This is a genomic window from Pyrinomonas sp. (assembly GCF_040289685.1).
Taxonomy (GTDB): domain Bacteria; phylum Acidobacteriota; class Blastocatellia; order Pyrinomonadales; family Pyrinomonadaceae; genus Pyrinomonas.
Map to the genome: position 1 here is coordinate 26,510 of NZ_PSLQ01000008.1, position 26,294 is coordinate 52,803.

Consider the following 26,294-nt stretch of genomic DNA (forward strand, 5'->3'; position numbering starts at 1 on the left):
TAGATCGGCGATAAGCGCATCAAGGTAGCAAGATGCAACGCCCGCTCGACTGAACGGAAGATCGCAACCATGGTCGAGATCCGTGGTTCGCCCGACTAAACGAGCACCCAACACAACCGGCCCCTGAGGTCAAAAAAGGCAACAGCGCGTTGGCGGCGCGTTTCGACTACATTTCCAAATCCGGAAAGATCTGTTCGAGCATTTCGATCAATTTCGCGCTGGAGAGCGGTTTGGTGAGGTAACCGTTGGCGCCGAGCCGCATTCCGGCAACGCGCGTCGCGTCATCGCCGTGCGCCGAAAGTATCAGAATCGGCAGATTGGCATAACGTTGGCGCGCATGTCGAATGAACTCCAAGCCGTTCATCTCCGGCATATCAACGTCGGTGATGACCACATCAACTGGCGATGTCGCGAGCTTTTCGAGCGCCACGCGCCCATTGGGTGCATCGATCACCGATTGGCAGCCCATCTGCCGCAACGTCATTATGATCAACATGCGCATCGTTGCCGAGTCGTCCACGACGAGAAAAGATTTCGCGAGTCCCATAAGAGGTTCTCCTGCGGCCGTTCTCATGCCGGCTTGATCAAGTTGATGAAGCTCTCCATCGAACGGAGTTTTTTGATCGTCTCCCCGTAGAGCCGCGCGCACATGATGGCCGTCGCCATCTGACTGGCGAGCATTTCGAAGAGCATTCGATCCAGTTCGCTGGCTCCCCTTTTATGCTCCGCGAAGGCGTAAACGACGATCAGCCCGGTGACCGTGCCATCCTCTAGTTTGAGCGGGATCAATGCCAGCGGCGCATCTGGTTCATCTCCGTGCATCGAACTGGCCGTGCCGTTCTCCAACGCTGCGATCAGTTCATCGTTGATGTCGAACCGATGGCCTTGGACGCCACGCCCACCAACCAAAACCAAGCCGCCTCGTTTTTCGTCGCGCAAGAAAATGGCGAAAGCGGAGGCAGCGATCATATCCCACAAGATCTCTTCCGCGATGCGAATCACTTCGTCCGAAGCGAGCGTCGAGTGCAATCGGTTGGCCGCGACGAAGACGTTCAAGAGAGCCGAATTCCGTTGCGCGAGCTCCTCGTAGCGCCGCCTGTACTTCTGCGCCTCAAATTCAAGTGCGGCGACGCGCCGTTCGAAAGCGCTCAGCTCGCGTTTCAACTCTTCGTTCTCTTTGCCGAGCTGACTTCCCGATAAGCGCTGGTCAGCTTCGGCTCGCTGCCGCTCCAGCAACAGATTTTGCATCCGCAAGCGCTCGTTTTCGCGCATCAACTCCGCCGCCACATCCTTCATCCGACGGAGCAGTTCGCGTATCTCTTCGTTCGGGCGCTCTTCTGAATCCGTGATGACGCCGCACAGTTCCTCCGTGCGCGCGAAGATGCGTTGCAACTCCACCATCGGACTCATGCTGTTCATGTTGCTCAACACGCCCGCCACCTCGCTCGACGCGGCGCAGAGGGGGATTCGCCGCTCAAACTTCTTATCGGCAGCGGCGTCGGAAACTTGAGTCGAACGTCAAGAAGCTGACACTCGACCTCGTCTTTCAACCGGCAGCCGAACAGCAGTGAACAGAGCGAAAAAGCGGCAAACGCGCCCCTGGGTGGCCCGCCGACGAACCGCGCAGCGTTACGGGCACAACGATTGCTTACGCCGATGGACGGAGGGCTTGTGCCGATGGAACTTCCCATCGCCGACTCGATCACATCGCTTCTCAGAACCTTTCTCGACGTGCAAAGTCGCCGTGCGGAACTCGCGTCGAGCAACATCGCTAATTCGGAAACGCCCGGCTACACGGCCAAAGAACTGGATTTCGCCGCTTTCTTGCGCCGAGCCGCGCAGGACGCGCTCGCGCCACGGGCGGCGCGAGAGCCTATCGCAGCGGCACAGCCGCGCGTGCGCCTGCAAGGGCAAGCGCCGCTTCGGCTCGACGGCAACAACGTCGATCTGGCGCGCGAGATGGCGACCTTGGCCGAAGCCGGCACGCAGTTTTTGACCGGAGTGCAGCTTCTGCAGGCCCGGTTGCGTCTGCTGCGAACAGCGATTCGCGAAGGACGTTGATCAGCCAAGACGGACTTCAATCGATTCTTCACGAAAGCCTATGTCGCTTCTCACTATCTTTCGCGTTTCGGCTCAAGGGATGACCGCCGAACGGTTGCGTCTGGAAGCCGCCGCAGCCAATCTAGCTAACGCCAACACCACGCGCACGGCAGAAGGCGGTCCGTATCGCCGCCGCGACGTGGTCTTTGAAGCCATTCCGCTTGAAGAGACGCCCTCTTTCAGCATGACGTTGAGCCAGACGACCGAGCGGTTGACAATCGCCGGCGTACAGGCCAGAAGCGTGATCACGGAACCGCAAGCTGGCGTCCGTCGTTATCAGCCGGACCACCCGGATGCCGATCCAAACGGGTACGTCACGCTTCCGGACGTCGATCCGCTCGAAGAGACGATCAACATGCTTTCGGCGGCGCGCGCGTTCGAAGCCAACGCGACCGCCTTCAACGCGGCTAAAGAACTGGTCCGTGCCAGTCTCAAGCTCGGCGAGGCATAACTTGACCCCAAACTCTACCCGTCCCGAGGTGAGGCCAAGATGAACCTTGAAGGCGTTGCCCTGCCAACGACGAGCGTCGCAGCGGGGAATCCACTCCGACGCGCAGAAAGCCCTGTCTCATTCGGCGACATGGTGCGCGCGACCATTGAAGCTCTGAACCGCTCGCAGAAAGGGGCTGAGATCGAAGTGGCGCGCGCAATCGCGGGCGATTCTCCCGATCTTCATCAGACGATCATCGCCTTGCAAGCGGCAGATTTGAACTTCCAGTTCGCGCTTCAGGTGCGCAACAAACTGATCGGCGCATACGAAGAGATCATGCGCATGCAAGTTTGAGCTGAACGCGCGCTGGAACCTTCTTCCGGCCTTTGCGGAAAGACCGCTCTTCAGCGATGCCGACCCTCTTCAAACAACTGAGCGAAATGTGGCAACGGCTCGACCGACGCCAACGCATGGGCGTGGTTGTGGCCGCCGTCGCCACTTTAGCGCTGATCGGCGCGCTCGTCTTCTATGCCACGCGCCCCGAATACGCGGTCCTCTTCTCAGACCTGCGTCCAGCAGATGCGCAAGCCATCATCGAGAAGCTCAAACAGTCAAACGTCCCGTATCAAGTCTCCAACGGCGGCACGACGATCAGCGTTCCAGCCGAGCGCTTGTCGGAACTGCGCCTGCAGATTGCCGCCGCGGGTCTGCTTTCGGGCGGTCACGTTGGTTTCGATCTGTTCGACCGAAACAACTTCGGCGCCACCGACTTCACGCAACAGGTCAATTACCAACGGGCGCTTGAAGGCGAATTAGCGCGCACGCTCGAAGGCATGGAGGAGGTTGAATCGGCACGCGTTCACATCACGCGTCCGCGCGAATCGCTCTTTACGGAAAAGGCCGAACGAGCCAAAGCTTCGGTCATGCTCCGCGTGCGTCAAGGGCGAGAACTGTCGCGCGAACGCACAGAAGCCATTGTCGCCTTGGTCTCGAGCGCCGTCGAAGGACTCGATCCACAAGATGTCTCCGTGATGGATACGCGCGGACGCATCCTTTCAGCTCCAGCGCGCGCCGGACTGAACGACGCGGGAGCCTTCAATTCCCACTTGGAAGCGCGCCGCAGGCTTGAAGCGGAGATGGCTGCGCGCATCGTCTCGTTGATCGAACCTGTTGCTGGAACGGGGCGCGTGCGCGCCGATGTCGCGGCGGACGTTGACTTCAGCCAAGTCGAACAGACCGAAGAGAAGTACGATCCGAAATCGGCCGTTATCCGCTCACAGCAAACCTCGCAGGAGGTGCGCAACACGAGCGGTCCGCAATCGGGCAGCATCGTCGGCGCGCGTGCCAACGATCCAAGCGCACAACCGACGCCAGCAGCAAACAGCCCCCAAACCACCATCGGCGAACAGCGCAGCATGACGGCCACTAACTATGAGATTGATCGTCTGGTGCGCAAGACGACGGGCGGAGGCGGACGCATCTCGCGCCTTTCGGTCTCCGTGCTAGTCGATTACAAAAACGTCAACGGCGTCGCCGTCGCACGCACAGATGAAGAATTGAAGAAGATTCAAGAACTGGTCGCCGCCGCCGTCGGCATCGATTCCGGACGCGGCGATCAAGTCGTCGTGCAAACGATCCCTTTCGATCAACCGAGCGCAGAGACCACCCCGCCGACATGGCTTGAACGCTATCGCGATCTCGTGCGCACAGGGATTAAGTATGGCGCGCTCGTCTTGGTCGCATTGCTCGTCATCCTCTTCGTCATCCGTCCAGCCCGTCGCACGCTGCAAAATGGCGCGACGGTCGCGCCCGAACCGCAGCTTCTTCCTGCCGGAGCGACGCTCGGCGGAGAAAGCGCCACGTCGCCGACTGACGGGGCGAATGTGGCGGAGCTTACGACGCCGCGCACCGTTGCCGAATTGGAGGCAGAAATGGCCGCCGAAGGGCGACGCGAAGAGGCGCTGGAAGAGCCGCCGATCGAAGCCGTTCGCGCTGCCGAGATCAAACGTCAGCTCATCGAACAAGTCCACAAAGATCCAGAACTCGTCGCGATGACCATTCGCGGCTGGCTTCAAGAGACAGTCGCGCCGATGCCAATAAGGCTCAACGCAGATGACCACAACTAACGCGATACAAACGCGGCGCAGTTCCGATGGACGCGTCGCACTACAGAACATCGAGGCCATGTCGGGCGCGCGCAAAGCGGCCATTCTTTGCGTCGCGCTCGGCGACGAAGCGGCGAGCGAAATCTTCAAGTATCTCGACGAAGAAGAGGTACAAGCGATCTCGAAAGAACTCGCCGCGCTCAACAACGTCCCATCGGAATTAGCCAATGAGATCGCCGAGGAGTTCCAGCAGATCCTCACGGCGCGTTCATACGTCATCTCGGGCGGCGTCGAATACGCCAAACGTCTGCTCGTCAAAGCATACGGGCCGGAAGTCGCGCGCCGTTTGATCGATCGCATCACGCGCTCGCTCGAATCGACCATCGGATTCGAAGCCCTGCAAAAGGTCGATCCACAACAACTCTCCAAGCTTTTTCAGAACGAACACCCGCAGACCATCGCGCTTGTGCTCGCGCACTTGGATGCAGCTACCGCCGCCGATACGTTGCAGTATCTGCCTGAGACGCAACGCGCCGACATACTCCTGCGCATGGCCAACCTGCAACCCATCTCGCAAGATGTGATCCGGCGCGTCTCCGTGGTGCTGGACCAAAAGTTGCGCAGCATCGGTAACTATAGCCGACAAGCCGTTGGCGGAATCCGACCGGTGGCCGAGATCTGCAACCGGCTGGAGCGCGAAACATCGCGCAAGATCCTCGAAGAACTGGAGAAGACGAACGCGGAACTGGCACTCGAAATACGCAACCGCATGGTCACGTTCGAGGACTTGTTGCTGATCGATGATGTCGGCATACGCGAGATCTTGCAGCGCGTCGACAAGCGCGTGCTGGCCATGTCGCTCAAAGGCACGACGCCCGAATTGCAGAACCGTTTCTTCTCGAACATGTCAACGCGCGCCGCCGAGATGTTGAAAGAGGAGATGGACTACATGGGTCAAGTTCGCGTCAAAGACGTCTCCGCCGCCCAACGCGAGATCGTCGAGATCATGCGCGACCTAGACGAGCAGGGGATCATTAGTCTTTCGGGAGGAGCAGAAGAAGAGTATGTCAGCTAAGCTGATCAAGGGCGCCGTCGCATGCTTTTCGCCGCTCTCCTTCCCCGAAGTGGAGCAAATGCTCGTTCGTCACGCTCAGATCGCAAACGATGCGACGCCCACGGCAGAAGCCGACGACGCGATTTACGCCGCCGTTGAAGAACAGACGAAGGATCTAGATCGAGCGCACGTCCTCGCCGAACAGATCATCGCCGAAGCGCAGCAGCGCGCTGAGCAGATTATGCGCGAGGCGCGCGAACTCGGTTTTGCCGAAGGGCGCGCGCGCGCCGAAGCGCAAATCGCCGATGAGATCGCGCCTTTGCGCGCGCGTCTTGCCGCCACCATCGAAGAACTGCACGCTCTGCGCCGGACGATGATGGAAAGGACCGAGCGCGAACTCGTACGTCTCGCCATCGAGATCGCGCGCAAGATCGTCCGGCGCGAAGTCACGGTTGATCCAGAAGTCGTCCTCGCCATCGCGCGCGTTGCCCTGAGCCGACTTCCGGATCAAGCGCTGGTCAAGCTGCACTTGCACCCAGATGATTACCATTACCTGATCGGGAAGCGCGAGCCTTTGACCCGTAACGGGGCCATCGAGCTGGTGGAAGACCCAGCCGTTGAGCGCGGCGGATGCTATGTGCGCACCGAAATGGGCGACCTCGATGCGCGCATCGAGCGACAATTCGCCGAAATCGCGCGCGGTTTCTTCGAAAACTGAGAAGGCGAGGCTTGACTCCGACCACGATGAAAACACTCGAAAGAACCGAGCGATCGCCCTTGGCCCGCTACTTCGAACGGCTGGCGCAAACCGACACGCTCGTCTCCGTTGGCACGGTCGAGCGCGCCATCGGCATGGTCATCGAATCGCGTGGGCCGGCAGCGTCAGTTGGCGAACTCTGTCGGTTGGAAAGACCCGATGGCGAACAGCTACCGCTCGAAGTCGTTGGCTTTCGCGATTCTCACGTTCTTACGATGCCGCTCGGCGTGATGCCGAGTTTGCGCGCTGGTGATCGCGTGGTGGCGACCGGCGCGTGCGGTCGTGTTGGCGTCGGCATGGAACTTCTCGGGCGCGTCATAGACGCTTTAGGAAGACCGCTCGATGATGCAGGTCCAATCGTTTGTACCGAGACCTATTCGCTGCGTCCCGATCCGGTCAATCCGCTTGCGCGCGATCACATCACGCAACCGCTCAGCACGGGCGTGCGTGCCATTGATGGGTTGCTGACCGTCGGCATGGGCCAGCGCGTTGGGATCTTCGGCGGCTCAGGCGTCGGCAAATCGACGCTGCTCGGTATGATGGCCAAACGCACAGCAGCCGATTTAAACGTCATCGCGCTGATCGGCGAGCGCGGACGCGAAGTGCGCGCCTTCATCGAGCGCGAACTCGGCGACGCCGGCATGCGCCGTTCGGTGGTGGTCGTTTCGACATCGGATGATTCGCCGCTCGTGCGCATTCGCGCAGCGCTCACCGCGACGGCCATCGCCGAATACTTCAAGGATCAAGGGGCCAATGTCCTTCTCATCATGGATTCGGTGACACGCTTTGCGATGGCGCAACGCGAAATCGGCTTGGCCGCCGGTGAACCGCCATCGTCGCGCGGCTACACGCCATCGGTCTTCGCCCTCTTGCCGCGATTGCTCGAGCGCGCGGGCAACTTCGCCGCTGGCGGCTCGATCACAGCCTTCTACACGGTGCTCGTCGAAGGAGACGACATGAACGAACCCATCGCTGATGCCGTGCGCTCGATCCTCGATGGGCACATCATCCTCTCACGCGCCCTCGCAGCGCGCAACCATTACCCGTGCATCGATGTTCTTCACAGCGCGTCGCGTCTCTTCACGGAGATCACCACGGCTGAACATCGTGCCGCTGCGGGGCGCGTGCGCGAGCTGCTCGCCGCTTACGAACGGGCCGAAGATTTGATCAACATCGGAGCGTATCAACGCGGGAGCAACTCGCGCATCGACGAGGCCATTGCCAGTCACGATGCGATCGTCGCCTACTTGCGACAAGACCGCGATGAAGCGGTCGATTTCGACGCCGCGGTAACCAGATTGCTCGAATTGGCGGGCGAGGCACGCAGCGCGTCGTTGCAAGATCGCTTGTAGCGACACCGGTCGAAGGTGAAATGCGAAGATGAAGAAGTTCCGTTTCTCGTTGCAATCAGTTCACGACCTGCGCCTGACTCAGCGCGAACAGGCCGAGCGCGCGCTTGCCGATAAAGAAGGCGAGGTGAAAGAGGCCGCCACTCGCCTCGCCGAAATGGAACGCAAGCGCGCAGCAGCGATGCGTGCCTACGCGGAGTTGATGCGCATGACCAACGCGCCAGATCCGCAAGAGATCGCGCTGCGCGCCGATTACATCGCGCTTCTCGAACGGCAGGAGAGCGACGCGCGTCGGCATCTGGCACAGCTTGAACGCGAACGCGATTGTTTGCGCCAGAAGATGATCGAAGCGGCACGCGACGCAGAGACGACCGAAAAGCTGCGCGAGCGGCAGTACGCGCAACACGTTCTTGAGACTTTGCGTCTCGAACAGAAACTGCTGGATGAGATCGCGATGCTTAAGATCGCGCGACGGATGACCCAATGATGATCGAAAACAATCCCTTGTTGCCCATCTCGACCGACGAGCGCCGTGCGACCGACGCACAGGCAACGAGCGCGCTCTGGACGGCGCTGTTCAGCTCTCTGCGAGGGGAGGTGACGGGAGCGGAATCCGAGATAGCATGCAGCGGGGAATCGGATGCGGTCGCGTCCGATGCTGCTGCGCCGACGGCGGTCGCTATCGCGCTGCTTCCCTTCTCTCCGTCGCCATCCAAAGCTGAACCGCCGGAAGATTGCCCGGTCATGCGAAGGCCGATCGAGAGCTTGCGCCCTCTGGCAAACAGCGACGGCGCGATGCTCGACATGCGCGCGCCAACGACGGTTCTAAGCGGCACAACGCAGCAGGACGCGGTTCCAACGAATTTCGACGCGAATCGTTCCAGCGCCTCTGATGTGGAGAGTTCGGCGGTGATTGGATCGATTGCCCCAAAGGACGCAGCGGAGACAGCGCACTTTGCCCGTCACCTCCTCACCGAAGGTCCATCCCCAGCCATCTTTCCGGCGCGCATGCCGCAAGAAGGATTGGCTCGCGGCGGATTCGATTTGAAGATAGACCGGTCCAGCGAGCGCAAAACGGGAGACGGCACGGATGATCGCGCGACAGCCACCGAAGCAGCTTCAGCGCTGAAAGAGACGCGGGTTGAAGATGCTTCTTCGATGCTGAAAGATCTTGCCGCCAAAACGACTGGACACCTTTCATCTGCAATCAATAGCAGAACGCTGAGTTTCGGCGATCAGAGCGTCCAACACCACACAAAGCCGGAATTTGCTCCGGCTGCCCTGAACGACCAGTTAAAGACCGGCTCCGTCGCCGACGCAGCAAGCGAGCAGCCGGAGATGAGCGACAGCACGCGCGCGACGGTGGATCGAACTGAAGTGGACTTGCTTGCGCAGCTATCGAGCGGCGAAACGGAGGCGCGCGCACCGGTCACCATCTCGCGAGTTCGAGCGCTGTTGTCGAACGAATGGGAAGACTCTCGTCGGAAGGATGAAGCGTTGTGCATGGGGCCGAACGAGTCGAAGCGCCTTGGGCCAACTGAGAATCGAGCTGCCAAAGCGTCGCGCGACGAAACGCGCGACGTGTCCGTGGAGAACGCGCCTCTGCGTCAAGTTCAAACACCCCTGATCGCGGCAGCGCGCCAAACCGTTCGCACGCGCGCCCTTGACATACAGCTTCATCCAGCGGAGCTTGGCACCGTCCGCGCGCGGCTCCGACGCGATTCCGAAGGGCGCATCAGCGCAACGCTCGCCGTCGAGACAGAAAGCGCACGGCAGGCGCTCGCATCCGGCCTTGACGAGCTACGGCAAGCGCTCGAACGCGCCGGACTCGTGACCGACCGCATTGACGTCGTAACCGATGCTTCGCCGAGTTCGACGTTCGCGCAATCTAACCCACAGGAGCGCCGACACGATGACGGACGACGTTCATCGCTCGTCGCGGCGTCCGATGTCCCGCCAGCAGGCGCGCTGGCGGACGAAGTCGCAATCCCTTCAACTCCCGACAAACTCATCAGCCTACGGGCTTGAAGCAAGGAGAAAGCTCGCATGAGCAACATGATCGGCAGCCTTCAACCTTTCGGCACTGCGGCGCCGACGCAACCCGTGCAAGGCGTCAAAGCGGCCGACCGCGACGTGTTTTTAAAGCTTCTCGTCGCGCAACTCAAAAACCAAGACCCGCTCGCACCTCAAGACGGTGTGCAATTCGTCTCGCAACTGGCGCAATTCAACTCTCTGGACCAATTGATCAACATCAATCGGCGACTCGAAGAGTTGATCGCGCAGCTCAAGCCAGCATCCACGGGTTCGACATCCAAAGACTCGACAAAACAGTAGGAGGAAGTTATGCCGTTCTCGTTCTCGACCGCGCTTTCGGGACTGCGCGCCAGTTCCGACGCGCTTTCAACCACCGGAAACAACATCGCCAACGCCAACACCATCGCTTTCAAGAGCAGTTCGGTCAGCTTCGCCGACGTCTTCGCCAGCGCTTCGGGAACACGCATCAATGGGGCAGGCGGCGTCATTCAGTTCGGCAACGGTGTGCGCACCGCGGCGACGCGCACCAATTTCGCGCAAGGCAACATAAACGAATCGGCGTCGGCGACCAACGCAGCCATTCAGGGCAACGGCTTTTTCGTCGTTGAAGATGGGGCCGGATTTCGCGCCTTCACGCGCGCCGGCGATTTCGCCCTCAACCGCGAGGGGTATCTCGTCACGCCCGGCGGGCATAAAGTGCTCGGCTACATGGCCGTCGATGGCAAGATCCAGCCGGGGACGCCGGTCGCCCCCATCAAGGTTCCGCTCGGCGAGGTCATTCCGCCCGCGATGACGACGCGCGCCACCTTGCGCGCCAACCTCGACAGCAGCGCGCCGGTTGGCGCCGTCTTTCATGCTCCTATTCAGGTCTTCGACTCTCGCGGCGTCGCACACGTGCTCGATCTAACCTTCACCAAACAAGGCAACGGGCAGTACAACGTAACGGCCACGCTCGACGGAACCGCGGCGCAGTTGAGCGCCGACGGCGGCGCGCCGACTAATCAAGCGACCTTCACTTTCGACGCCAACGGCTTGCTACAGGCTCCAGCCAATTCGCTCGCCATTCTGCCTGATCAATCGACGCTCGATGGCGCAGCGCTGCCGCAAATCGACCTTGAGCTTTACCGCACCAATCCCGACGGATCGCAAGGTCCCTCGAACTTCACGAACTACTCCGGCCCGTCGGCGGTGAGCGCAACTGATCAAAACGGTTTCGCCGCCGGCTCGCTCAACGGCATCTCGATTTCGACCGACAGCACCGGCACGCTCTACGGCATCTTCAGCAACGGGCAGACGCGCGCGCTCGCCCAATTCGCTTTGGCGTCGTTCAATTCGCAAGATGGGCTGCGCCACTTGGGCAACAACCTCTTCGGCGAAACGCCCGCTTCCGGACAACCCTCCATCGGTCCGGCGTTGACCGGCGGACGCGGCGAAGTTGTCGGCAGCGCGCTCGAACAGAGCAACGTTGACATCGCCACAGAGTTCACCGAGTTGATCGTCGCGCAGCGATCTTTCCAAGCCAATTCGCGCGTCATCTCGACCATCAACCAGACGCTGCAAGACTTGATGCAAGTGATCTGAGGCTGTGGCGCGCCGTTTGGCGCCGTTCCGACGGCGACTCGTTGGCGTGGGTCGCCCTTGCAGTGAGGGGCCGAGAAACGCTCTTTCTCGCACGCGACTCGGCCCCATTGATCGCTCAAGTTTTGCGCCGCCGTTGCCGAAAAGGAACTACGGGTAGGTTTCGCTATGTTCATCATCATCGGCATCGTCATCGTTTTGGCAAGCGTCGTCGGCGGATACCTGTTGGTCAACGGTCCGCTGGCGGTCTTGTTCCAACCGTCCGAGTTCCTCGTCATCGGCGGCGCGGCTATCGGTTCGATTGTGGCGAGCACGCCGTTGAAAACGCTCGCGTTGATGGGCAAGAAACTACCCGCAGCGCTCAAAGGATCGCCCTATACGAAAGAGACGTTCGCCGAACTGTTGCGCTTGCAGTACGAAGTTTACATCAACGCGAAGAAGAACGGCATGCTCTCGCTCGAAGAGGATGTCAATTCGCCTGCGACGTCGGCGATCTTTTCGAAATATCCGACCTTTCTCGCCAACCACCATGCCGTGGATTTCTTCTGCGATGCGCTGAAACTGCTGGTCAACGGAGCAGCGCAACCGGAAGAACTGGAGATCGCCATGGAGGTCGAGATCGAGACCCATCACGAAGAGAACGCGCTCGTGCCCGCCATTCTGATGCGCACGGCCGATTCCCTGCCAGGGCTCGGCATCGTCGCTGCCGTCCTCGGCATCGTCGTCACCATGCAACATCTTGATGGGCCGCCGGAAGAACTGGGCCACCACATCGCCGCGGCGCTCGTCGGAACGTTTCTCGGGCTGCTCCTTTGCTATGGCGTGGTCGCGCCAATCGCCAACAACCTGAACAATTTGGCGCACGAAGAGGCGCGTTACTTCGCCTGCATCAAGGCCGGATTGGTCGCCTTCGCCAACGGCGCGGCACCGATCACGGCCGTTGAATTTGCGCGCAAGACCATCTACAGCTTCGTACGTCCGCCGAGCGCCGAACTCGAACCGCAATTGCGCGAGATCAAGCCGCGTTGAGACCGATGCTGAAAAAAGAACCGGAAAAGAAGCCGCGTCGGCGGATCAAGAAAGTCAAAGGGCACGACGGCCATCACGGTGGTGCATGGAAAGTGGCCTACGCCGATTTCGTGACGGCGATGATGGCGCTCTTTTTGGTCCTCTGGCTCGTATCGCAGGCCGACATCAAACTCAAGCAAGCGATCGCCAACTATTTCCGTTCGCCAGGCGTCTTTGATGCGCTCACCGGCGGCATCTTGAAAGGTCCCAAGAAGGTGAGCAAAGCGCCGACCTCGCTCGAATCCAAAGACGAAGAACAAGCGCTCTTTAGCGCCGCAACGCTGTTGCGCAAGGAATTCGAAACGCGCCCGGAATTCTCCAAGTACAAGGATCAGATCAAAATCGAGCTGACCGAAGAGGGGCTGCGCATACAGATCCTCGACAAAGCCGAGCGCGTCTCCTTTCCCTCAGGAAGCGCTCAGTTGACGCCGGACGCCCGTGCCATTCTCGCCGAGATCGCGCGCGTCATCTGCCAACTGCCCAATCCGCTCGTCATCGGCGGGCACACGGATCGGCATCTGTTCCCAACCGGCTCGACCTACACCAACTGGGAGCTTTCCGCTGACCGCGCCAATGCGGCACGCCGTGAACTCGAGGCTAATTGCGTGCGCCCGACGCAGATCCGCCGCATCGTCGGTTATGCCGATACGCAACCGCTTGTGCCCGAAGATCCTTACGCCTCGGCCAACCGGCGCATCAGCATCACCGTGTTACGACTCCACGCTCCGCCCGCAGAAAGGTATGGCAACGGTGCTGGCGAAGAAGAAGCCGCCGAGGCGGAGCGTTCGTTCAACGTGCCAGCGTCAAACGGCGAAGCGACATCGCGCGAGCAGCCGCGTGTTCGGGACGACGCCAACCGGACGGGCGAACCGTCGCAAGCTGAAACTCTCAAGGAAGATCGCGTGCAGCCAACAACCAAGAGAGAAGACGGTCCATAGCGCGGCGCGCGCCCGAAAGTGTCGGATTCCCGACGCGTCAAGCGTCGAACCTACGTCGAATGCGCGCGCCGATGGCTTCATCTCGCACACTGATGGCCACAAGGCGGAGCGCAAATGCCTTCGCACGACGCAACTCTTCGCCTCCTCTTGCTCTGGCATGAAGCTCGCATACCTCGCCGACTGGAGGTCAGTATGAGCGACGCGCCGCAAACAACCGACGCCGTGCCGAAAAAAGGCAAAAAGAGACTGTTTCTGATCATCGCGCTCGTGCTGCTACTCGTTGCCGGCGGCGGCGGCGGTTACTTCTACTTCATCAACGCCAGTTCAGCTAAAAAGGCCGAAAAGAGCCGACGCACGCGCGCCGCCGAGCAAGAAGAGACCGTCGAGCAGCCCGAGGGGAAGAATCGGTCGAAAGCCCAAAACGTCGTCGATCTGAATCTCCCCGACGATTCCGAGGTCAGTCACGTCATCGAGCTGCAACCGTTTATCGTCAATCTCGCAGACAAAGGCGAAGCGCGCTACCTGCGCATGACGGTGAGCATCGGGCTAGGCGGCGAAGTCAGCGAGAAGGAGAAACCGAACCCGCTCTTTACTACCCGCGTGCGCAACGCCATGCTCGCTGTCCTGACGACTAAAACCTCGGACGAAATCCTGACGCCGGAAGGCAAAGCCGCGCTACGTAAAGAGCTGCTGCGCGCGGCGCGCGCCGCCGTCGAAGAGCCGGAGATCAAGGCCATCTACATCACCGATTTCATCGTTCAACTTTGATCGAGCAGCAACCATCATGAACAGCGACGCGCTGCAAGCCGCTAATCGCGCCGACCTCGAAGCGTGGCGCGACTTCCTCGACCTACAAGTGCCGCTCGTCATGGAACTCGGCCGCACCAAGCTGACCGTCCGCGAGATCCTCGACTTGGACGCGGGCAGCATCATTCAACTGCCGCGTTCCACTGGCGAGGGCGTCGATGTGTTGGCTGGCGACCGTTGCATCGCGCGCGGCGAGATACTGATGATTGAAGATCGCACCGGGGTGCGCATCAACGAAATCAACAACCCGGAGCACAAATGATGGCAATTGAGCGACGATCCATAAATCGCCAGCGCGTTTCCCGCACCATTATGAACGTCACTATGTATCGCCGCTTGCACGCCTCGCTCGCCATCTTACTTCTGGCAAGCGGTGCGCTCTTTGCCGTCCGCGCCGAGAACGGGCGCGTCTCCGCCGATGGCACGTCGCCCACCATCGAACGAAGCGAAAAGGCTGCGCCCTCGTCTGCCGCGAACTCAACGGACACAACCTCACTCGCCACTGAAAAGAGCGAAACGTCGGTAACCGCAGCGCACGGCGAACGAGAAAGAGCGGCAAAAGCCGACCCGACTTCTGACGAGTCTCTTTTTCTTGAACCGCAACCTGGAGTGTTGGCCGAACAGGTGCCAAGCACGTTCAATCTCTTTGCGCGCACCATCGGCTCCCTAGCGATCGTCCTCGGATTGATCATTGGCGGCACGGCGCTGTTTCGCCGCTTCGGCGGATCGAAAGCGCTGCGAACATCGGACGACTTGCCCGAACTGATCGTTCTATCGTCGGTCCCGCTCGGGCGCGAACGCACGCTGGCGCTCGTCCGCTTCGGATCGCGCACGCTTCTTGTCGGCTCGACGCCTCACGCCATCACACTCCTTACGGAAAGCGACGGAGACGAAGCCCGCGCGCCAGTTTCCGTCGCCGAGTTGCTTGATGCGGATGATTTCGCCGCGGAACTGGAACGAGCGAGCGCCACGCCGGTCAACCCAAACGCTTGACGAAAGCGCGGCGAGCGAGCGAAACGAGCAGCGCACGCCCTCCGCTCGAGCCGACAACAGGTCTGCTTCCAGATAAAGGAGGGGGGAAAACGTATGAGGAATCGCCTGTCGCCTGCGCTCTGCAGCATGCCACTGATCTTCTTTCTCCCAGTATTCGCCCTTGGAGCGGTGCCCGAACCATCTGTGCGGCTCGATCTGGCACAAAACGGCACGGCGCTCCCCATTCAGATCATCATCATCCTCACGCTGCTCAGTTTCATTCCGGCCATTCTCATCTCGATGACCTGCTTTACGCGGCTCATCGTCGTCTTCCACTTCTTGCGTCAAGCTCTCGGAACCACCGAAGCGCCCAACAATCAAGTGCTGCTCGGTCTAGCGCTCTTCCTGACGATGTTCGTCATGGGACCAGTCTTCGCCCGCGTCCACACGGAAGCTCTCGCGCCGATGATCTCCGGTGAGATCACGCATGCGGAAGCTCTCTCGCGCGCCCTCGTGCCGCTGCGCGCTTACATGCTCAAGCACACGCGCGAACGTGATCTCGCGCTCTTTATCAGGCTATCGGGCAACCCGCGTCCACGCACGCCGGACGACGTGCCGACGACGGCGCTCGTCCCAGCTTACATGATCTCGGAATTGAAGACCGCTTTTCAGATCGGGTTCGTCCTCTTCATCCCATTCTTGATCATCGACATGGCCGTTTCATCCGTGCTCCTCTCAATGGGCATGATGCAACTGCCGCCGGTGATCATTTCCATGCCGCTTAAAGTGCTGCTCTTCGTCATGGTCGATGGGTGGTACTTGATCGTCGGCTCGCTCGTCAAGAGCGTGATGTGAAAAGTTACGAGTCTTCCGGAGAAGAAGATGTCCGATGCAGTTATCTTGATGCTCATGCAACGTGCGCTGGAAACCTTGATGTGGATCACGGCACCCATGCTCGCGGCGGCCATCATCGTTGGTATCATCATCAGCTTGGTTCAGACGCTGACCTCAATTCAGGACCAAACTTTCAGTTTCGCGCCGCGCGTGGCCGTCATCTTCGTCGTCTTTCTCATCACTTTCCCTTGGGCATTGCGCGTGCTCGTGACTTTTACGCAGTCGCTCTTCAGCGACTTTGCGCCCTACATACGCTGATCGTTTGTCGCGTGCTCGATTCGATCACCATTCCGTTGCGTCCCTTCCTCGTCTTCGCCGTGGTTCTCGCGCGCGTCGGCGGGTTGGTCACCTTCGCCCCTTTTTGGGGGCATGGAGCGATCGCCCCGCGCGTGCGCGCGCTTCTCGCGTTGATGCTCGCCTTCTGCGTGACTCCGTTGGTGACGCCGCGTATCCCAACGCCGCCAGCTGAGCTGACCGGGTTGACCTTGATTCTGATCGGCGAGGCGCTGATCGGTTGCGCTCTCGGCTTCGTCGGGCGATTGGTGCTGAGCGCGTTGACGGTCGCTGCCGAGATGATCACGTTTCAACTCGGCCTTTCGCTCGCCAGCACGATCGACCCAGCAACGCACGCACGAACCACGGCGCTCGGAACGTTCGCGCAGATGATCGGATTAATGGTGCTGTTAGCAGCCGATGGCCATCACTGGTTCTTGCTGGCGACGGTGCGCAGCTTCGACCTCCACACGCCATCTTTGCCCCAAATGACGCCGCTTCTGGTCCAGTTGCTCGTGCGCCTTTCTGCCGATGCGTTCAACATCGGCGTGGCGCTGGCCGCTCCTGTGATCATCGCCCTTTTGTTGGCTGAGTTTGCGCTCGCCGTCGCCGGGCGCGTCGCGCCACAACTGCAAATTTTCCTGCTCGGGTTCCCCGTCAAGATCGCCGTCGGGTTATGGATCATCGGCGCGACGCTCTACTTTCTGCCCGGAGCAGTGCGTACCATCCTCTACGCGCTTCGCGCCGACCTATTGCGAGCGGCCGGCGCATTTTGAGCGAGCGCTATCTCGTTGCGGGTTGATCGAAAGAGACGATGGCCGGAGAACGCACCGAACGAGCGACGCCGAAAAGACGCGAGGAGGCACGCAAACGCGGCCAGATCGCACGCCGCCCGGAACTCGCTGCAGCCATCGCCTTTCTCGTTGCGCTCGGCGCGTTGCGCGCAACCAGCTCCGATCTCGGCGAACGCGCGGCGATGCTGATCGCTAAAGCGGCGCGCATGACCGAAATGGCGGCAAACTCGAACTTCTCCATCAACGATGTTCACAAAATGGTGGCCGATGCGTTGGTCGAGATCGCCGCGTTGACGGCTCCGATATTGCTCGCCAGCTTGGTCGGCGGCGTCGCGGGCAACGTCGTGCAGGGCGGTTGGAGCTTTGCACCAGCAGCGCTCAAACCGCGCGCCGAAAGCTTCAGTCCAAAGGCGAACCTGCGCCGCGCCTTCGCCAATGTTCCCTTTGAAACGCTCAAAAGCGCCCTCAAGCTCGCCGCCGTCGTCGCCATCGCTTACGGCACGCTCGCTCACACGGTCGCACACGCCGCCGACTTGGTCGGCGCACCAGCATCGCACACGCTAGCGACCCTTGGCGCGATCGGATTCGATTTCGCCTTGCGGGCGGCGCTCGCCATGCTCGTCTTTGCCGCGCTCGATTACGGCTACGGTTGGTTCAAACACGAACGGTCGCTCCGCATGACGAAGCAGGAGCTGAGAGACGAACTGCGCGAACAGGAAGGCGACCCCGTAATCAAGGGGCAGCGAAGGCGAACGGCGCGCGCGCTTTTGCAAAGGCGCATCACCATCGAAGTCCCACGCGCCGATGTCGTTGTCGTCAACCCAACGCACTACGCCGTCGCGCTGCGTTACGACAAGATGAAAGACGCAGCCCCCGTAGTCACTGCCAAGGGACTGGACCACATCGCACAGCGTATGCGCCAAATCGCGCGGGCACACGATGTGCCGGTGATCGAAAACCCCGCGCTCGCGCGCGCTCTTTACCGCGCCGTCGAGATCGGAAGGACCATCCCGCCCGAATTTTTCCGAGCCGTGGCTGAACTCCTCGCCTACGTCTATCGCCAACGGACGCAACGGGATTGACGCCTCAGCCTGAGGCGTCTTTTGTCTTCTCGGCATCGAGTTCGCCGCGCAAGATATCCGGCAAACGCTTGGCGAAAACCGAACGCGGCATGACGAAATCGAAGCCGCTGGCGCGCGCTCGCCGCGCCAATTCCCCTTCGACGTGCGAGAAGAAACCGAGCAATTTCGCCTCGCGCAATCGTGCGTCGGCCTTCACTTTGGCGGCGACGGTGAAGGGATCGAAACGCCCGGCCTGCAGATCAACGATGATGAGCTGCGGCGCACATTCGTCGCCCGCGATCTTTTCGCTGCCTTTGACGATCTTCACAGGAATGCCTAGCTGTTCGGCGGTGCCGCGGATCTTAGCGGCGAAGAACATGTCATCGACTACAGCAAAGATCATCGCCATCCATTCTCCCTGAAAATCCTGCTAGACGCGGTTCGGACGAGCAGCGCGTCGTCAAACGCGCAACCGCAAAGCCTTTTGAAATTCTCTCTGGATAGGCGGACTTGAAGTGAAGTTGAGCGGCACCCCGTTTGCTCTTTCCCAGATCGTGATGCCGCCGATCTCATCGGACCGAAAGCGTGCCAAGCTTACCAGCGAAGATCGGCGCGCACGAGATTGACCCGCCACTCGCCTTCGCCTAAAACCGGCACTTCGCCATCATACGAAAGCGCCAGATCAACGGCGCGTCGGATGCGATAGGCGCGCCCCGACGGCGCGTTGACGACCAACGTCACGAGCTTCGGCTCCTTCTCGGCCACGCATGCCTCTCGCCAATCGGCCCGACACCGAATGATAAGTCGCGCGCCTGTCGGAAGCTGGCCCAGCGTGGTCGGTCTCGTCGAAAGCCCATCAAAGTCTCGGCTCATCCTCAAAGGGCAGATCAGGCTGACTTGGCGCCCTCCTTTCGGTGTAGGAACGAAGCGCGTAGTAGAGGATCAGCAACGCGAGCGCAATCCAGATGGCCGACCAAAAGGCTGCCGGAATGCCGGTCGCCTCCGCCATGTTCGCCGCATCGGTCGGCACGCGCGGCGCAAAAGGGGCGGAGAGGGAAAGCACCGTCTTCAAATCGAGCAGCGCGTTCAGAACGCATTGGGCCGCGAGCAGGCTGACCAAAAACATCGCAGCGCGCGGACCGAGAAACATCGCCGCAGCGATCAATCCGCCGGACAGCACCATGCCGGCCACAATGGTGAACAAGCTGCTGAAGCCATATGCGAGCGTCAACGTCAGTATCAATCCGGCGGAGATGATCAGCACGCGACGAGCGGCGACGGCGCGCCGAATCCAAAAGAGCAACAACGCTCCGTAGAGCATCGCGCCGAGGTAACCGGCGCTCGAAATGATGAAACCCGAAAAGAGGTCGCTCTCTGTCGTCAACGTCACGCCGCTTCCACTTGGCGCGATGCGCAACCCGTAAACGCCATTGCCCGTCAGCACGGCGGCAAGCGCGTGACTGCCTTCGTGAACGAAAGTGACGAACAAACGGAAGGGATAGGTCAAAACTTCTGCAAATGGGATGAACCAAAGTGCGACGCTCAGCAAAGTGGCGATGAGCAAGGTGCGCGCTTGCGGGCGCGCATCGTTGGCCAATCTGAAACTCATCCTTCCGCTCTCCTCTCCCGCGCTGACCGAGCGCGTGCTGTGGCTCGATTGTACGACGAACCGGCGGGTGAACCCAAACCCTTCGCTACGGCTTCAAGGACGATTTCGCTTCGCAAGGTAGATCTCCCGCGTATAGTCGCGGACCATGCGGTCGCTATTGAACTTCGGCGCGAGCGTCGCAATGGCGCGCTTCATCATCGCCACCCAACGACGCGGGATGCCGTCGGCATCGCGCTCGTAGTAGAGCGGAACCACTTCGTCTTCGAGCAAGCGGTAGAGCGCTTCGGCATGCCGCGCATCATCTTCTAGGGAAGCGTGCATGATCGTCGGGTCGCCGATGGCCCAGCCGTTCGTGCCGTCAAACCCCTCAATCCACCAACCGTCTAGCACGGACAGGTTCAACCCACCGTTCATCGCGACTTTCTGTCCGCTCGTGCCCGAGGCTTCAAGCGGCGGACGCGGCACGTTCAACCATACGTCCACGCCTTGCACGAGTTGCCGGGCTATCTCTTGATCGTAGTCCTGCAAGAAGATGGCGCGGCGCATGATGCGCGGATCGGCACGCCACTGCGCGATGCGCTGCAGGACGAGTTTGGCCTCCATATCCTGCGGATGGGCTTTGCCGGCGAAGACGAACTGCACGGGGCGCTCCGCATCGTCGATCAAACGCAACAGACGCTCCGGGTCGGTAAGCAGCAAGCTCCACCGCTTGTAACCGGCGACGCGCCGCGCAAACCCGATGATGAGCGCTTCCGGATCGAGCAGAGTGCGCGCGGCGTCAACCCTTTCAGGGCTTTCGCCGCGCTGCAACCAAGCGTAGTGCGACCGGTGACGAATGAAAGCGACGAGCTGCTGCTTGAGCAGAGAGTGCGCCTCCCACAACTCTTCGTCCGCGATCTTCTCGATGGCACGCGCCCAACGTTTCTGGTCCAACATGATTTCAGTCCAGCTCTTTCCAACGCGCTTCTCGTAGATCGCCCGAATCAGGGGCGCGACCCACGTCGGCGCGTGAACGCCGTTGGTCACGTGCGCGATCGGCATGCGTTCGGTCGGCACGTCCGGCCATAGCTCGCGCCACAAAGCGCGCGAGACTTCGCCGTGCTTGCGACTGACGCCGTTGGTTGAGCGGCTCATCCTGATAGCAAGCGGCGTCATACCAAAAGGCTCGTCGTCGCGCGTCGGATGGACTCGACCGAGCGCGATGAACTCTTCGCGCGTAAGCCCCAACTCACGCCAGTAGACCTCACCGAAACACCGTTCGATCAACGCCGGATCGAACTCGTCGTTGCCAGCGGCGATCGGCGTGTGCGTCGTAAACACGCACAGGCGGCGCACGCGCTCTACGGCGTCCGCAAAGTTCGATCCCTGCACGATGAATTCGCGCGCCAGCTCAAGGGTCAGAAAAGCCGAATGTCCCTCGTTCAGATGATAGACGCGCGGTTCGATCTTCAATTGACGAAGCAAACGGATGCCGCCGATGCCGAGAAGCATCTCTTGCACGACGCGCGTTTCGCGGTCGCCGCCATATAGATGTCCGGTGATCCAGCGGTCTGTAGGATCGTTCTCCTTCAGGTTAGAATCGAGCAACAGAAGAGCGACGCGCCCAACCTGCACGCGCCACGCGCGCGCGCGCACCGTGCGCCCGCGGATGAGGACTTCGACCGCCACTGGCGCGCCGTTCTCATCCAGCACGGGGAACACTGGCAAAAGATCCGGTTGCAACTCACCATAGTGTTCTTCTTGCCATCCGTCGCGCCTGATCCGTTGACGGAAGTAACCGTAACGGTAAAGAAGCCCGACGGCAACGAGCGGGAGACCGAGATCGCTGGCCGATTTCAAATGGTCGCCAGCGAGAATCCCCAGCCCGCCCGAATATATCGGCAGGCTATTATGCAACCCATACTCGGCGCAGAAATAAGCGACCGGATGTGCCGCTGTGATCTCGCGTGCGCGTCGCGGCGACCACGCCCCTCGGCGCTCCATATAGCGATCGAACTTTTCGGCCAGAGCGCGCACGCGAGCGACATAACCGGGATCGGTCGCCATCTGCATTAAACGAAAATCGGAGACTTCGTTCAGCAAACGGCGCGGATTGTGCTCGCACTCTTCCCAAGCATCTGGATCGAGATCGCGGAAGATGGCCGCGTCTTCGCTCCAACTCCACCAATAGTTCCACGCCAAGCGGGCCAGCGCTTGCAACGTGATCGGCAAGGGCCGTTGTTTTCGCTCGCTCGTTCTATCTTCTGTCCTTTCGACTTTCTCCTCCGTAATCATAACCGCATAATTGCACACTGGTCCGCCGTCATTAGTCAAGGAGCGATCAGGAGATTTCGACGCCATAATGCTTCAACGCTCGCTCAGCCCATCAGGACAACTCGCTCGCGTCACGCGATTGGGCGAAGACGATTGCGCGAGCTTCAAGATGCTCGATCACCTTCTTTGAAAATGTCACTTCGCCACCTCACAGCACCGAAAATTAAAAATGGGGGGGTTGAACGAGTGCGAGTCGTTCACCCCCCTTGCCTAATGACTCACAAAGGCGGTCACAATAAACCGCTGCCTTCCAAAGCATCATAGGCCGTCCCGAGGCCGTTGTTGTACCTCTCGATCTGGAGCTGACTGAATTTGTTGGTCTCGAACGCGCCGCGCAGTATTTCATCCACATCGTTGCGATTCTTGACCCTAGCTCCGTTGCCCAACCCGAACAGCCCCGTCTCCTCCGTGAGGCGATTCGCGACGTACTTCGCGACATCCTCTCGCGCTGCATTAACTCCCTTCTCGGCGATTATTTTGCCGACGAATTCGCCAACATCTTTCCCAAGCACTTCGCCGAAAAGATCCTTGAGCTTGCCTCCGGCAGGGATGAGGTCGAAAACGAAGGAGACAAATCCTTTGACGGCAGCCTCGTGATCCTTTTCTTCCTTGACGGCGATGCGCAGGCAACTGTTAAGACTATATCCATCAAACGGCGACATCGATAGAGAGACGACGCTGGGAGTTTACGCCGGGCCGAGCCTCGCCATTCGCGCGCCTTGCGGTTCGTCGCTCAAGTCTTCGAGCCAACGTCTTTTTGCAGCTCAACCGCTTTCAAAAGTCTGATGCTCCAAGAACACACGCGCGTCTTCCGGCGAGAAGAAGACCAATCTAACTTCTTCAATGGTTGCATCTCGGGCGAGGAAGTCGCGAATCGCCTTGGAAGCGACGCGCGCTGCCTGATCGCGTGGGTAACCGTAAGCTCCGGTCGAGATCGAAGGGAAAGCGATGCGGCGTAGTTTCTGCTGAGCGGCGAGCGCGAGCGCATTTTCGTAGCATCGCGCGAGGAGTTCCGCTTCTCGTCCCGCGTGCTGCCCATAGATGGGGCCAACGGTGTGGATGACGTAACGCGCTGGCAAACGGCCACCGGTGGTCATCACGGCTTCGCCCGTCGGCAATCCTTGCGGATAAAGGGTGCGGCGTATTTCACGGCATTCTTCCAGTATCTGCGGCCCCCCTTTGCGGTGAATTGCTCCATCGACGCCGCCACCGCCCATCAAAGACGAATTGGCCGCGTTGACTATGGCATCAACCATTTGTTCAGTGATGTCACCGACGAGAACTCGCACACGCCCGTTCAAAAACGTCCTCTCTTCCATAAGCTCCCCTCCGTCAGCGCAATTGATCCTAGCGCCCGAAAGCGCCCCTGCAGCAACGCTCGTCGCAACGCGGACCGTTCGTTCATAGGGCGTGCCGCGTCGCTGTTTGATAAACAGCAGGGGATTTGACCTGAGCGAACGAAATTTTATACGAGACGCGCCTGCGTATCGCAAAGACGGCACCGTCTCGTCGCCAGCTTCTCTGCAAGCGACATGTCGCGTCCAATCAAGACGCGCAAACGAGGGTGGAACCAAGACCGATAAGGGGTGCCTCAGGCGAACGGCAAATAGCCGCGCGACAAGAGTGGCTCCCCCCCCCACCCTTCGCATGCCACTCCGGCGTTCGAACTGGGAAGATCATCCGCGATTGAGGATTGCCGCCGATGCTCATCACAGCAATGACGATCATTTTCGAGAAGGTCTTTCAGAGGCTTGTCGAGCAACCAACTTGATGCGGCGCATGCATCAAAGCGAAAGATGAAAGGGTTGACCGTCGTTCGCCAAATCGCAGCGAAAACGCGCGTCTGGGTGTTCGCGCTGTTCATGAAAAGATCGGCGATGTTCCGCGAGCATGTGAGCACAAAGCGCAGCATGGCGGGCTGGCGCGTCGCACTCGCAATCAAGTGCGCGTTGTTTCTCATCTCGCTGTCGAGTGCGGCGCGCTTGGCAGCACAAGCTCCCGCGTCTCGATTACAAGAGCGACGAGATCAAGAGACGCTGAAAGTGATCACCGAAGAGGTGATCGTCCCCGTAGTCGCGCGCAACGAACGCGGAGCAGCTGACCCGACGCTTGAAGCCGATGACGTGCTTCTGCTCGAAAACGGCGTGCCGCAAAGGATTCGCAGTCTGCGGCGAATTCCCGCCGATGTCCTTCTGCTGTTTGATACCAGCGTTGGACCGAACTCAGCCAAAGATCCGGCGACGACGCGCGCTGTAGCCCTTCGCTTGCTCGCGCAACTACGCGCGGATGATCGCGTCGCCATCATGCAATCCAACGACCGCGTGGAGATCCTGCAAGACTGGACCACCGACAAAAAGGCCGCCGCGCAAATCATCACGCAACGCCTCTTCTCGGGGCGGAGCTCTCGACTCGCGGAAGCGATTCGGGTCGCAGCCGAATACCTCGCAAAGAGTTCTAGCCTCAACCGTCACCTAGTGCTATTCACTGATGGAGCGGAGACTCCGTCGGGCCGCCTCTTCGACGAAACGCTCGCAAGCAGGCTAGTGCAAACGGGCACCACCGTGCACTACGTGGATTACAGCGAGATCGGACGAAAAGAGATCGAAAAACGAGAAGCGATCATCCGTTCGCGCGGCCAAAGCCGGGTGCCGGAAGAGGTGATTCGCGAACTCCCATCACAAGCGCAGCCGATCTACAGGACGCCGGGCGGCATCACCATCGATCTGAATCGCCAACAGCGCAAACGGCTCGAAGAATACAAAAAGGCGATGCAAACTGGAGCGGCACGATTGCGCGCGTTGGCTGCCGAGACGGGCGGACTCGCCCCCGCACCCGCTTCGGTCGAAGAGATGTTTGTGCGCGCCGAAGAGGTGGCGCGAGACATCACAGCGCAGTACATCATCACCTACGCGCCGCGTCGCCCGCTCGACTCTGCGCCCGAAGGCGAACGCCGCCGGATCGAAGTGGCTCCGCGACGCGCAGGGTTGCAATTGAAAGCGCGACGCGCTTACATCTATGTCGCGCGCAAATCCGGGTGAACCTCACACTCGGTTCTCATCGCACGGTTCGATCTCGACCGCATCGAACATGTTGTGACGGCGAATCGTCTCGGCCAAACAACGCGCCCGATGCTCGGTCAGCGGATGATCTGGATCGGCGCTGGTGATCTCGAAGACGCCTTCGTCGATCATCTCGATGGCCAACGCGCCGAGCGCTACGCCCGGCGCCGCCTCGATCTCCGACAAGTTGTGCGCACGGAAATGGCCGCGCTCTTCGACCCAATCCTCGATGAATGGATCGAGCAGGGCGCGCTTGGCTTCGGCTTCGGAAAAGTAAGAACCTTCGACTACAACGCAATACAACCGATTGGAACTGTTCTTCATGATCGCGAACTAGGCGGCTGATGACCGCAACAGGCAAAAACGCGACTTCCACCTCGAACTCCGGTGCGTTGCGCATCCACAAAGGAAAGCTTTACGAACGGCTGACGACATAACTCATCTTGGTCGCAATCGCCATTGGGGCGCTAGCGGGACTCCCGCAAAGGCTCTTGTACGAAAGAAAGCTGGCCGACGTCAAGAGCATTCTCGTGCCCGTTCTTTCCGTGCGGGGCCGCAAGCACACGACCGACGAAAAGGGCGAACCCATTCTCATCTCGCTCTGCGCCTGCGTTCGAGCGTGAAGCGAATCTCCGCGCGCGTTCGTAGTTTCGGTCGTCAAGAGGACTTCTTCTCTGCCTTTTTCATCCGCATCTTCCTTGGGACGTCGCCGTCGTGAACGAAGCATGCATCGTCGCAGTCAACCGTGCCGAAGAAGCGCCGCCGATTTCGCGCGATGAACTCATAAAGCGCGTGCCCGACGACCCTCATGGGACGAGTTGAAAGCACGGGCGCGAGCATACGCCATCCCGGCAAAAGGCGCAGGATCTCCAGCCATGCATCATAACCCGTAGCCCACACGCCATCGGCAAGCCGTCGGACGTGTATTCGCGCATCTAACTGCTCGCGCGTTGTGGGTGCGGCGCGCGCCGCTGCATGCTCTTCATTGTAGTCGAGCCATTCGATGGCGTGCGCGCGGTCCCGCGGCTCGACCAGAGCGCGCATGCGTTGGCAAAGCCGGCATCGCCCATCAACGTAAACTTCCAACAATTTCATCCCG

Annotated in this window: 31 protein-coding genes; 21 read left to right on the forward strand and 10 right to left on the reverse strand. The window is 60.2% G+C overall.

Annotated features, from left to right (window positions below; all coding sequences use genetic code 11):
- Positions 1-166: 166 nt before the first annotated feature.
- A complete protein-coding gene (locus C4334_RS03375) occupies positions 167-547 on the reverse strand; it encodes a response regulator (protein WP_352430671.1) in 381 nt (126 codons plus the stop codon).
- A gap of 23 nt (positions 548-570) precedes the next feature.
- Complete coding sequence (locus C4334_RS03380; protein ID WP_352430672.1) at positions 571-1,431, reverse strand: hypothetical protein; 861 nt, start codon at positions 1,429-1,431, stop codon at positions 571-573.
- Positions 1,432-1,656: 225 nt separating this feature from the next.
- Here C4334_RS03380 and flgB point away from each other — a divergent pair, with 225 nt between their 5' ends.
- The 20 genes from flgB to C4334_RS03480 all read left to right on the forward strand — a co-directional run bounded on the left by flgB (position 1,657) and on the right by C4334_RS03480 (position 18,235).
- The gene (gene flgB / locus C4334_RS03385; RefSeq protein WP_352430673.1) at positions 1,657-2,061 is read left to right on the forward strand and encodes a flagellar basal body rod protein FlgB; all 405 of its coding nucleotides are present in this window, start codon (positions 1,657-1,659) and stop codon (positions 2,059-2,061) included.
- 40 nt (positions 2,062-2,101) lie between these two features.
- Positions 2,102-2,551, forward strand: coding sequence for a flagellar basal body rod protein FlgC (gene flgC, locus C4334_RS03390; RefSeq protein ID WP_352430674.1), 450 nt, complete (start codon positions 2,102-2,104; stop codon positions 2,549-2,551).
- 39 nt (positions 2,552-2,590) lie between these two features.
- Positions 2,591-2,884 carry a flagellar hook-basal body complex protein FliE gene (fliE, locus tag C4334_RS03395; protein WP_352430675.1) on the forward strand — a complete coding sequence of 98 codons (294 nt, stop codon included), beginning with the start codon at positions 2,591-2,593 and terminating at the stop codon, positions 2,882-2,884.
- A 56-nt stretch (positions 2,885-2,940) separates the two neighbouring features.
- The gene (gene fliF, locus C4334_RS03400; RefSeq protein WP_352430676.1) at positions 2,941-4,656 is read left to right on the forward strand and encodes a flagellar basal-body MS-ring/collar protein FliF; all 1,716 of its coding nucleotides are present in this window, start codon (positions 2,941-2,943) and stop codon (positions 4,654-4,656) included.
- Positions 4,643-5,710 (forward strand): flagellar motor switch protein FliG, encoded by a 1,068-nt coding sequence (gene fliG / locus C4334_RS03405; RefSeq protein ID WP_352430677.1) that lies wholly within the window; start codon positions 4,643-4,645, stop codon positions 5,708-5,710. Before fliF ends, fliG begins: the two co-directional genes overlap by 14 nt.
- Positions 5,700-6,407, forward strand: a complete 708-nt coding sequence (locus C4334_RS03410; RefSeq protein ID WP_352430678.1) for a FliH/SctL family protein — start codon at positions 5,700-5,702, stop codon at positions 6,405-6,407. The genes fliG and C4334_RS03410 overlap by 11 nt, the downstream gene beginning before the upstream one ends.
- A gap of 26 nt (positions 6,408-6,433) precedes the next feature.
- Positions 6,434-7,798, forward strand: coding sequence for a FliI/YscN family ATPase (locus tag C4334_RS03415; protein ID WP_352430679.1), 1,365 nt, complete (start codon positions 6,434-6,436; stop codon positions 7,796-7,798).
- Between the two features lie 28 nt (positions 7,799-7,826).
- Positions 7,827-8,282 (forward strand): flagellar export protein FliJ, encoded by a 456-nt coding sequence (fliJ, locus tag C4334_RS03420; protein ID WP_352430680.1) that lies wholly within the window; start codon positions 7,827-7,829, stop codon positions 8,280-8,282.
- The gene (locus tag C4334_RS03425) at positions 8,279-9,823 is read left to right on the forward strand and encodes a flagellar hook-length control protein FliK (protein ID WP_352430681.1); all 1,545 of its coding nucleotides are present in this window, start codon (positions 8,279-8,281) and stop codon (positions 9,821-9,823) included. The genes fliJ and C4334_RS03425 overlap by 4 nt, the downstream gene beginning before the upstream one ends.
- Before the next feature lie 18 nt (positions 9,824-9,841).
- Complete coding sequence (locus C4334_RS03430) at positions 9,842-10,129, forward strand: flagellar hook assembly protein FlgD (protein ID WP_352430682.1); 288 nt, start codon at positions 9,842-9,844, stop codon at positions 10,127-10,129.
- A gap of 9 nt (positions 10,130-10,138) precedes the next feature.
- A complete protein-coding gene (locus C4334_RS03435; protein ID WP_352430683.1) occupies positions 10,139-11,410 on the forward strand; it encodes a flagellar hook protein FlgE in 1,272 nt (423 codons plus the stop codon).
- A 165-nt stretch (positions 11,411-11,575) separates the two neighbouring features.
- Positions 11,576-12,436 (forward strand): flagellar motor stator protein MotA, encoded by an 861-nt coding sequence (gene motA, locus C4334_RS03440; RefSeq protein WP_352430684.1) that lies wholly within the window; start codon positions 11,576-11,578, stop codon positions 12,434-12,436.
- A gap of 5 nt (positions 12,437-12,441) precedes the next feature.
- Positions 12,442-13,413, forward strand: coding sequence for a flagellar motor protein MotB (locus C4334_RS03445; protein ID WP_352430685.1), 972 nt, complete (start codon positions 12,442-12,444; stop codon positions 13,411-13,413).
- 192 nt (positions 13,414-13,605) lie between these two features.
- Positions 13,606-14,181: a flagellar basal body-associated FliL family protein gene (locus C4334_RS03450; protein WP_352430686.1), complete on the forward strand. Its 576-nt coding sequence runs from the start codon at positions 13,606-13,608 to the stop codon at positions 14,179-14,181.
- A 16-nt stretch (positions 14,182-14,197) separates the two neighbouring features.
- Positions 14,198-14,482, forward strand: a complete 285-nt coding sequence (locus C4334_RS03455; RefSeq protein ID WP_352430687.1) for a FliM/FliN family flagellar motor switch protein — start codon at positions 14,198-14,200, stop codon at positions 14,480-14,482.
- A 62-nt stretch (positions 14,483-14,544) separates the two neighbouring features.
- On the forward strand, positions 14,545-15,213 hold the full coding sequence (locus C4334_RS03460; protein ID WP_352430688.1) for a FliO/MopB family protein: 669 nt from the start codon (positions 14,545-14,547) through the stop codon (positions 15,211-15,213).
- 93 nt (positions 15,214-15,306) lie between these two features.
- On the forward strand, positions 15,307-16,047 hold the full coding sequence (gene fliP / locus C4334_RS03465; protein WP_352430689.1) for a flagellar type III secretion system pore protein FliP: 741 nt from the start codon (positions 15,307-15,309) through the stop codon (positions 16,045-16,047).
- Positions 16,048-16,074: 27 nt separating this feature from the next.
- Entirely contained in the window at positions 16,075-16,344 is a 270-nt protein-coding gene (locus C4334_RS03470) for a flagellar biosynthetic protein FliQ (protein WP_352430690.1), read from the forward strand.
- An 11-nt stretch (positions 16,345-16,355) separates the two neighbouring features.
- Positions 16,356-17,135, forward strand: coding sequence for a flagellar biosynthetic protein FliR (fliR, locus tag C4334_RS03475; RefSeq protein WP_352430691.1), 780 nt, complete (start codon positions 16,356-16,358; stop codon positions 17,133-17,135).
- 38 nt (positions 17,136-17,173) lie between these two features.
- Complete coding sequence (locus C4334_RS03480) at positions 17,174-18,235, forward strand: EscU/YscU/HrcU family type III secretion system export apparatus switch protein (protein ID WP_352430692.1); 1,062 nt, start codon at positions 17,174-17,176, stop codon at positions 18,233-18,235.
- Positions 18,236-18,239: 4 nt separating this feature from the next.
- Here the strand turns inward: C4334_RS03480 and C4334_RS03485 are convergent, their stop codons facing one another.
- From C4334_RS03485 to C4334_RS03510, 6 genes are all read right to left on the reverse strand, one after another.
- Positions 18,240-18,623 carry a hypothetical protein gene (locus C4334_RS03485; RefSeq protein WP_352430693.1) on the reverse strand — a complete coding sequence of 128 codons (384 nt, stop codon included), beginning with the start codon at positions 18,621-18,623 and terminating at the stop codon, positions 18,240-18,242.
- Between the two features lie 185 nt (positions 18,624-18,808).
- Positions 18,809-18,979, reverse strand: coding sequence for a hypothetical protein (locus C4334_RS03490; protein WP_352430694.1), 171 nt, complete (start codon positions 18,977-18,979; stop codon positions 18,809-18,811).
- A gap of 91 nt (positions 18,980-19,070) precedes the next feature.
- The gene (locus tag C4334_RS03495) at positions 19,071-19,823 is read right to left on the reverse strand and encodes a M50 family metallopeptidase (RefSeq protein ID WP_352430695.1); all 753 of its coding nucleotides are present in this window, start codon (positions 19,821-19,823) and stop codon (positions 19,071-19,073) included.
- Between the two features lie 93 nt (positions 19,824-19,916).
- Positions 19,917-22,097 (reverse strand): alpha-glucan family phosphorylase, encoded by a 2,181-nt coding sequence (gene glgP, locus C4334_RS03500; protein ID WP_352430696.1) that lies wholly within the window; start codon positions 22,095-22,097, stop codon positions 19,917-19,919.
- 269 nt (positions 22,098-22,366) lie between these two features.
- On the reverse strand, positions 22,367-22,798 hold the full coding sequence (locus C4334_RS03505) for a hypothetical protein (RefSeq protein ID WP_352430697.1): 432 nt from the start codon (positions 22,796-22,798) through the stop codon (positions 22,367-22,369).
- 102 nt (positions 22,799-22,900) lie between these two features.
- Entirely contained in the window at positions 22,901-23,455 is a 555-nt protein-coding gene (locus tag C4334_RS03510; protein WP_352430698.1) for an O-acetyl-ADP-ribose deacetylase, read from the reverse strand.
- A 477-nt stretch (positions 23,456-23,932) separates the two neighbouring features.
- Between C4334_RS03510 and C4334_RS03515 the strand changes: the two genes are divergently transcribed.
- Entirely contained in the window at positions 23,933-25,174 is a 1,242-nt protein-coding gene (locus C4334_RS03515; RefSeq protein ID WP_352430699.1) for a VWA domain-containing protein, read from the forward strand.
- Between the two features lie 3 nt (positions 25,175-25,177).
- Here C4334_RS03515 and C4334_RS03520 read toward each other — a convergent pair whose 3' ends face one another.
- On the reverse strand, positions 25,178-25,519 hold the full coding sequence (locus tag C4334_RS03520; RefSeq protein ID WP_352430700.1) for a hypothetical protein: 342 nt from the start codon (positions 25,517-25,519) through the stop codon (positions 25,178-25,180).
- A gap of 333 nt (positions 25,520-25,852) precedes the next feature.
- Complete coding sequence (locus tag C4334_RS03525; protein ID WP_352430701.1) at positions 25,853-26,290, reverse strand: thiol-disulfide oxidoreductase DCC family protein; 438 nt, start codon at positions 26,288-26,290, stop codon at positions 25,853-25,855.
- Between the last annotated feature and the right edge of the window lie 4 nt (positions 26,291-26,294).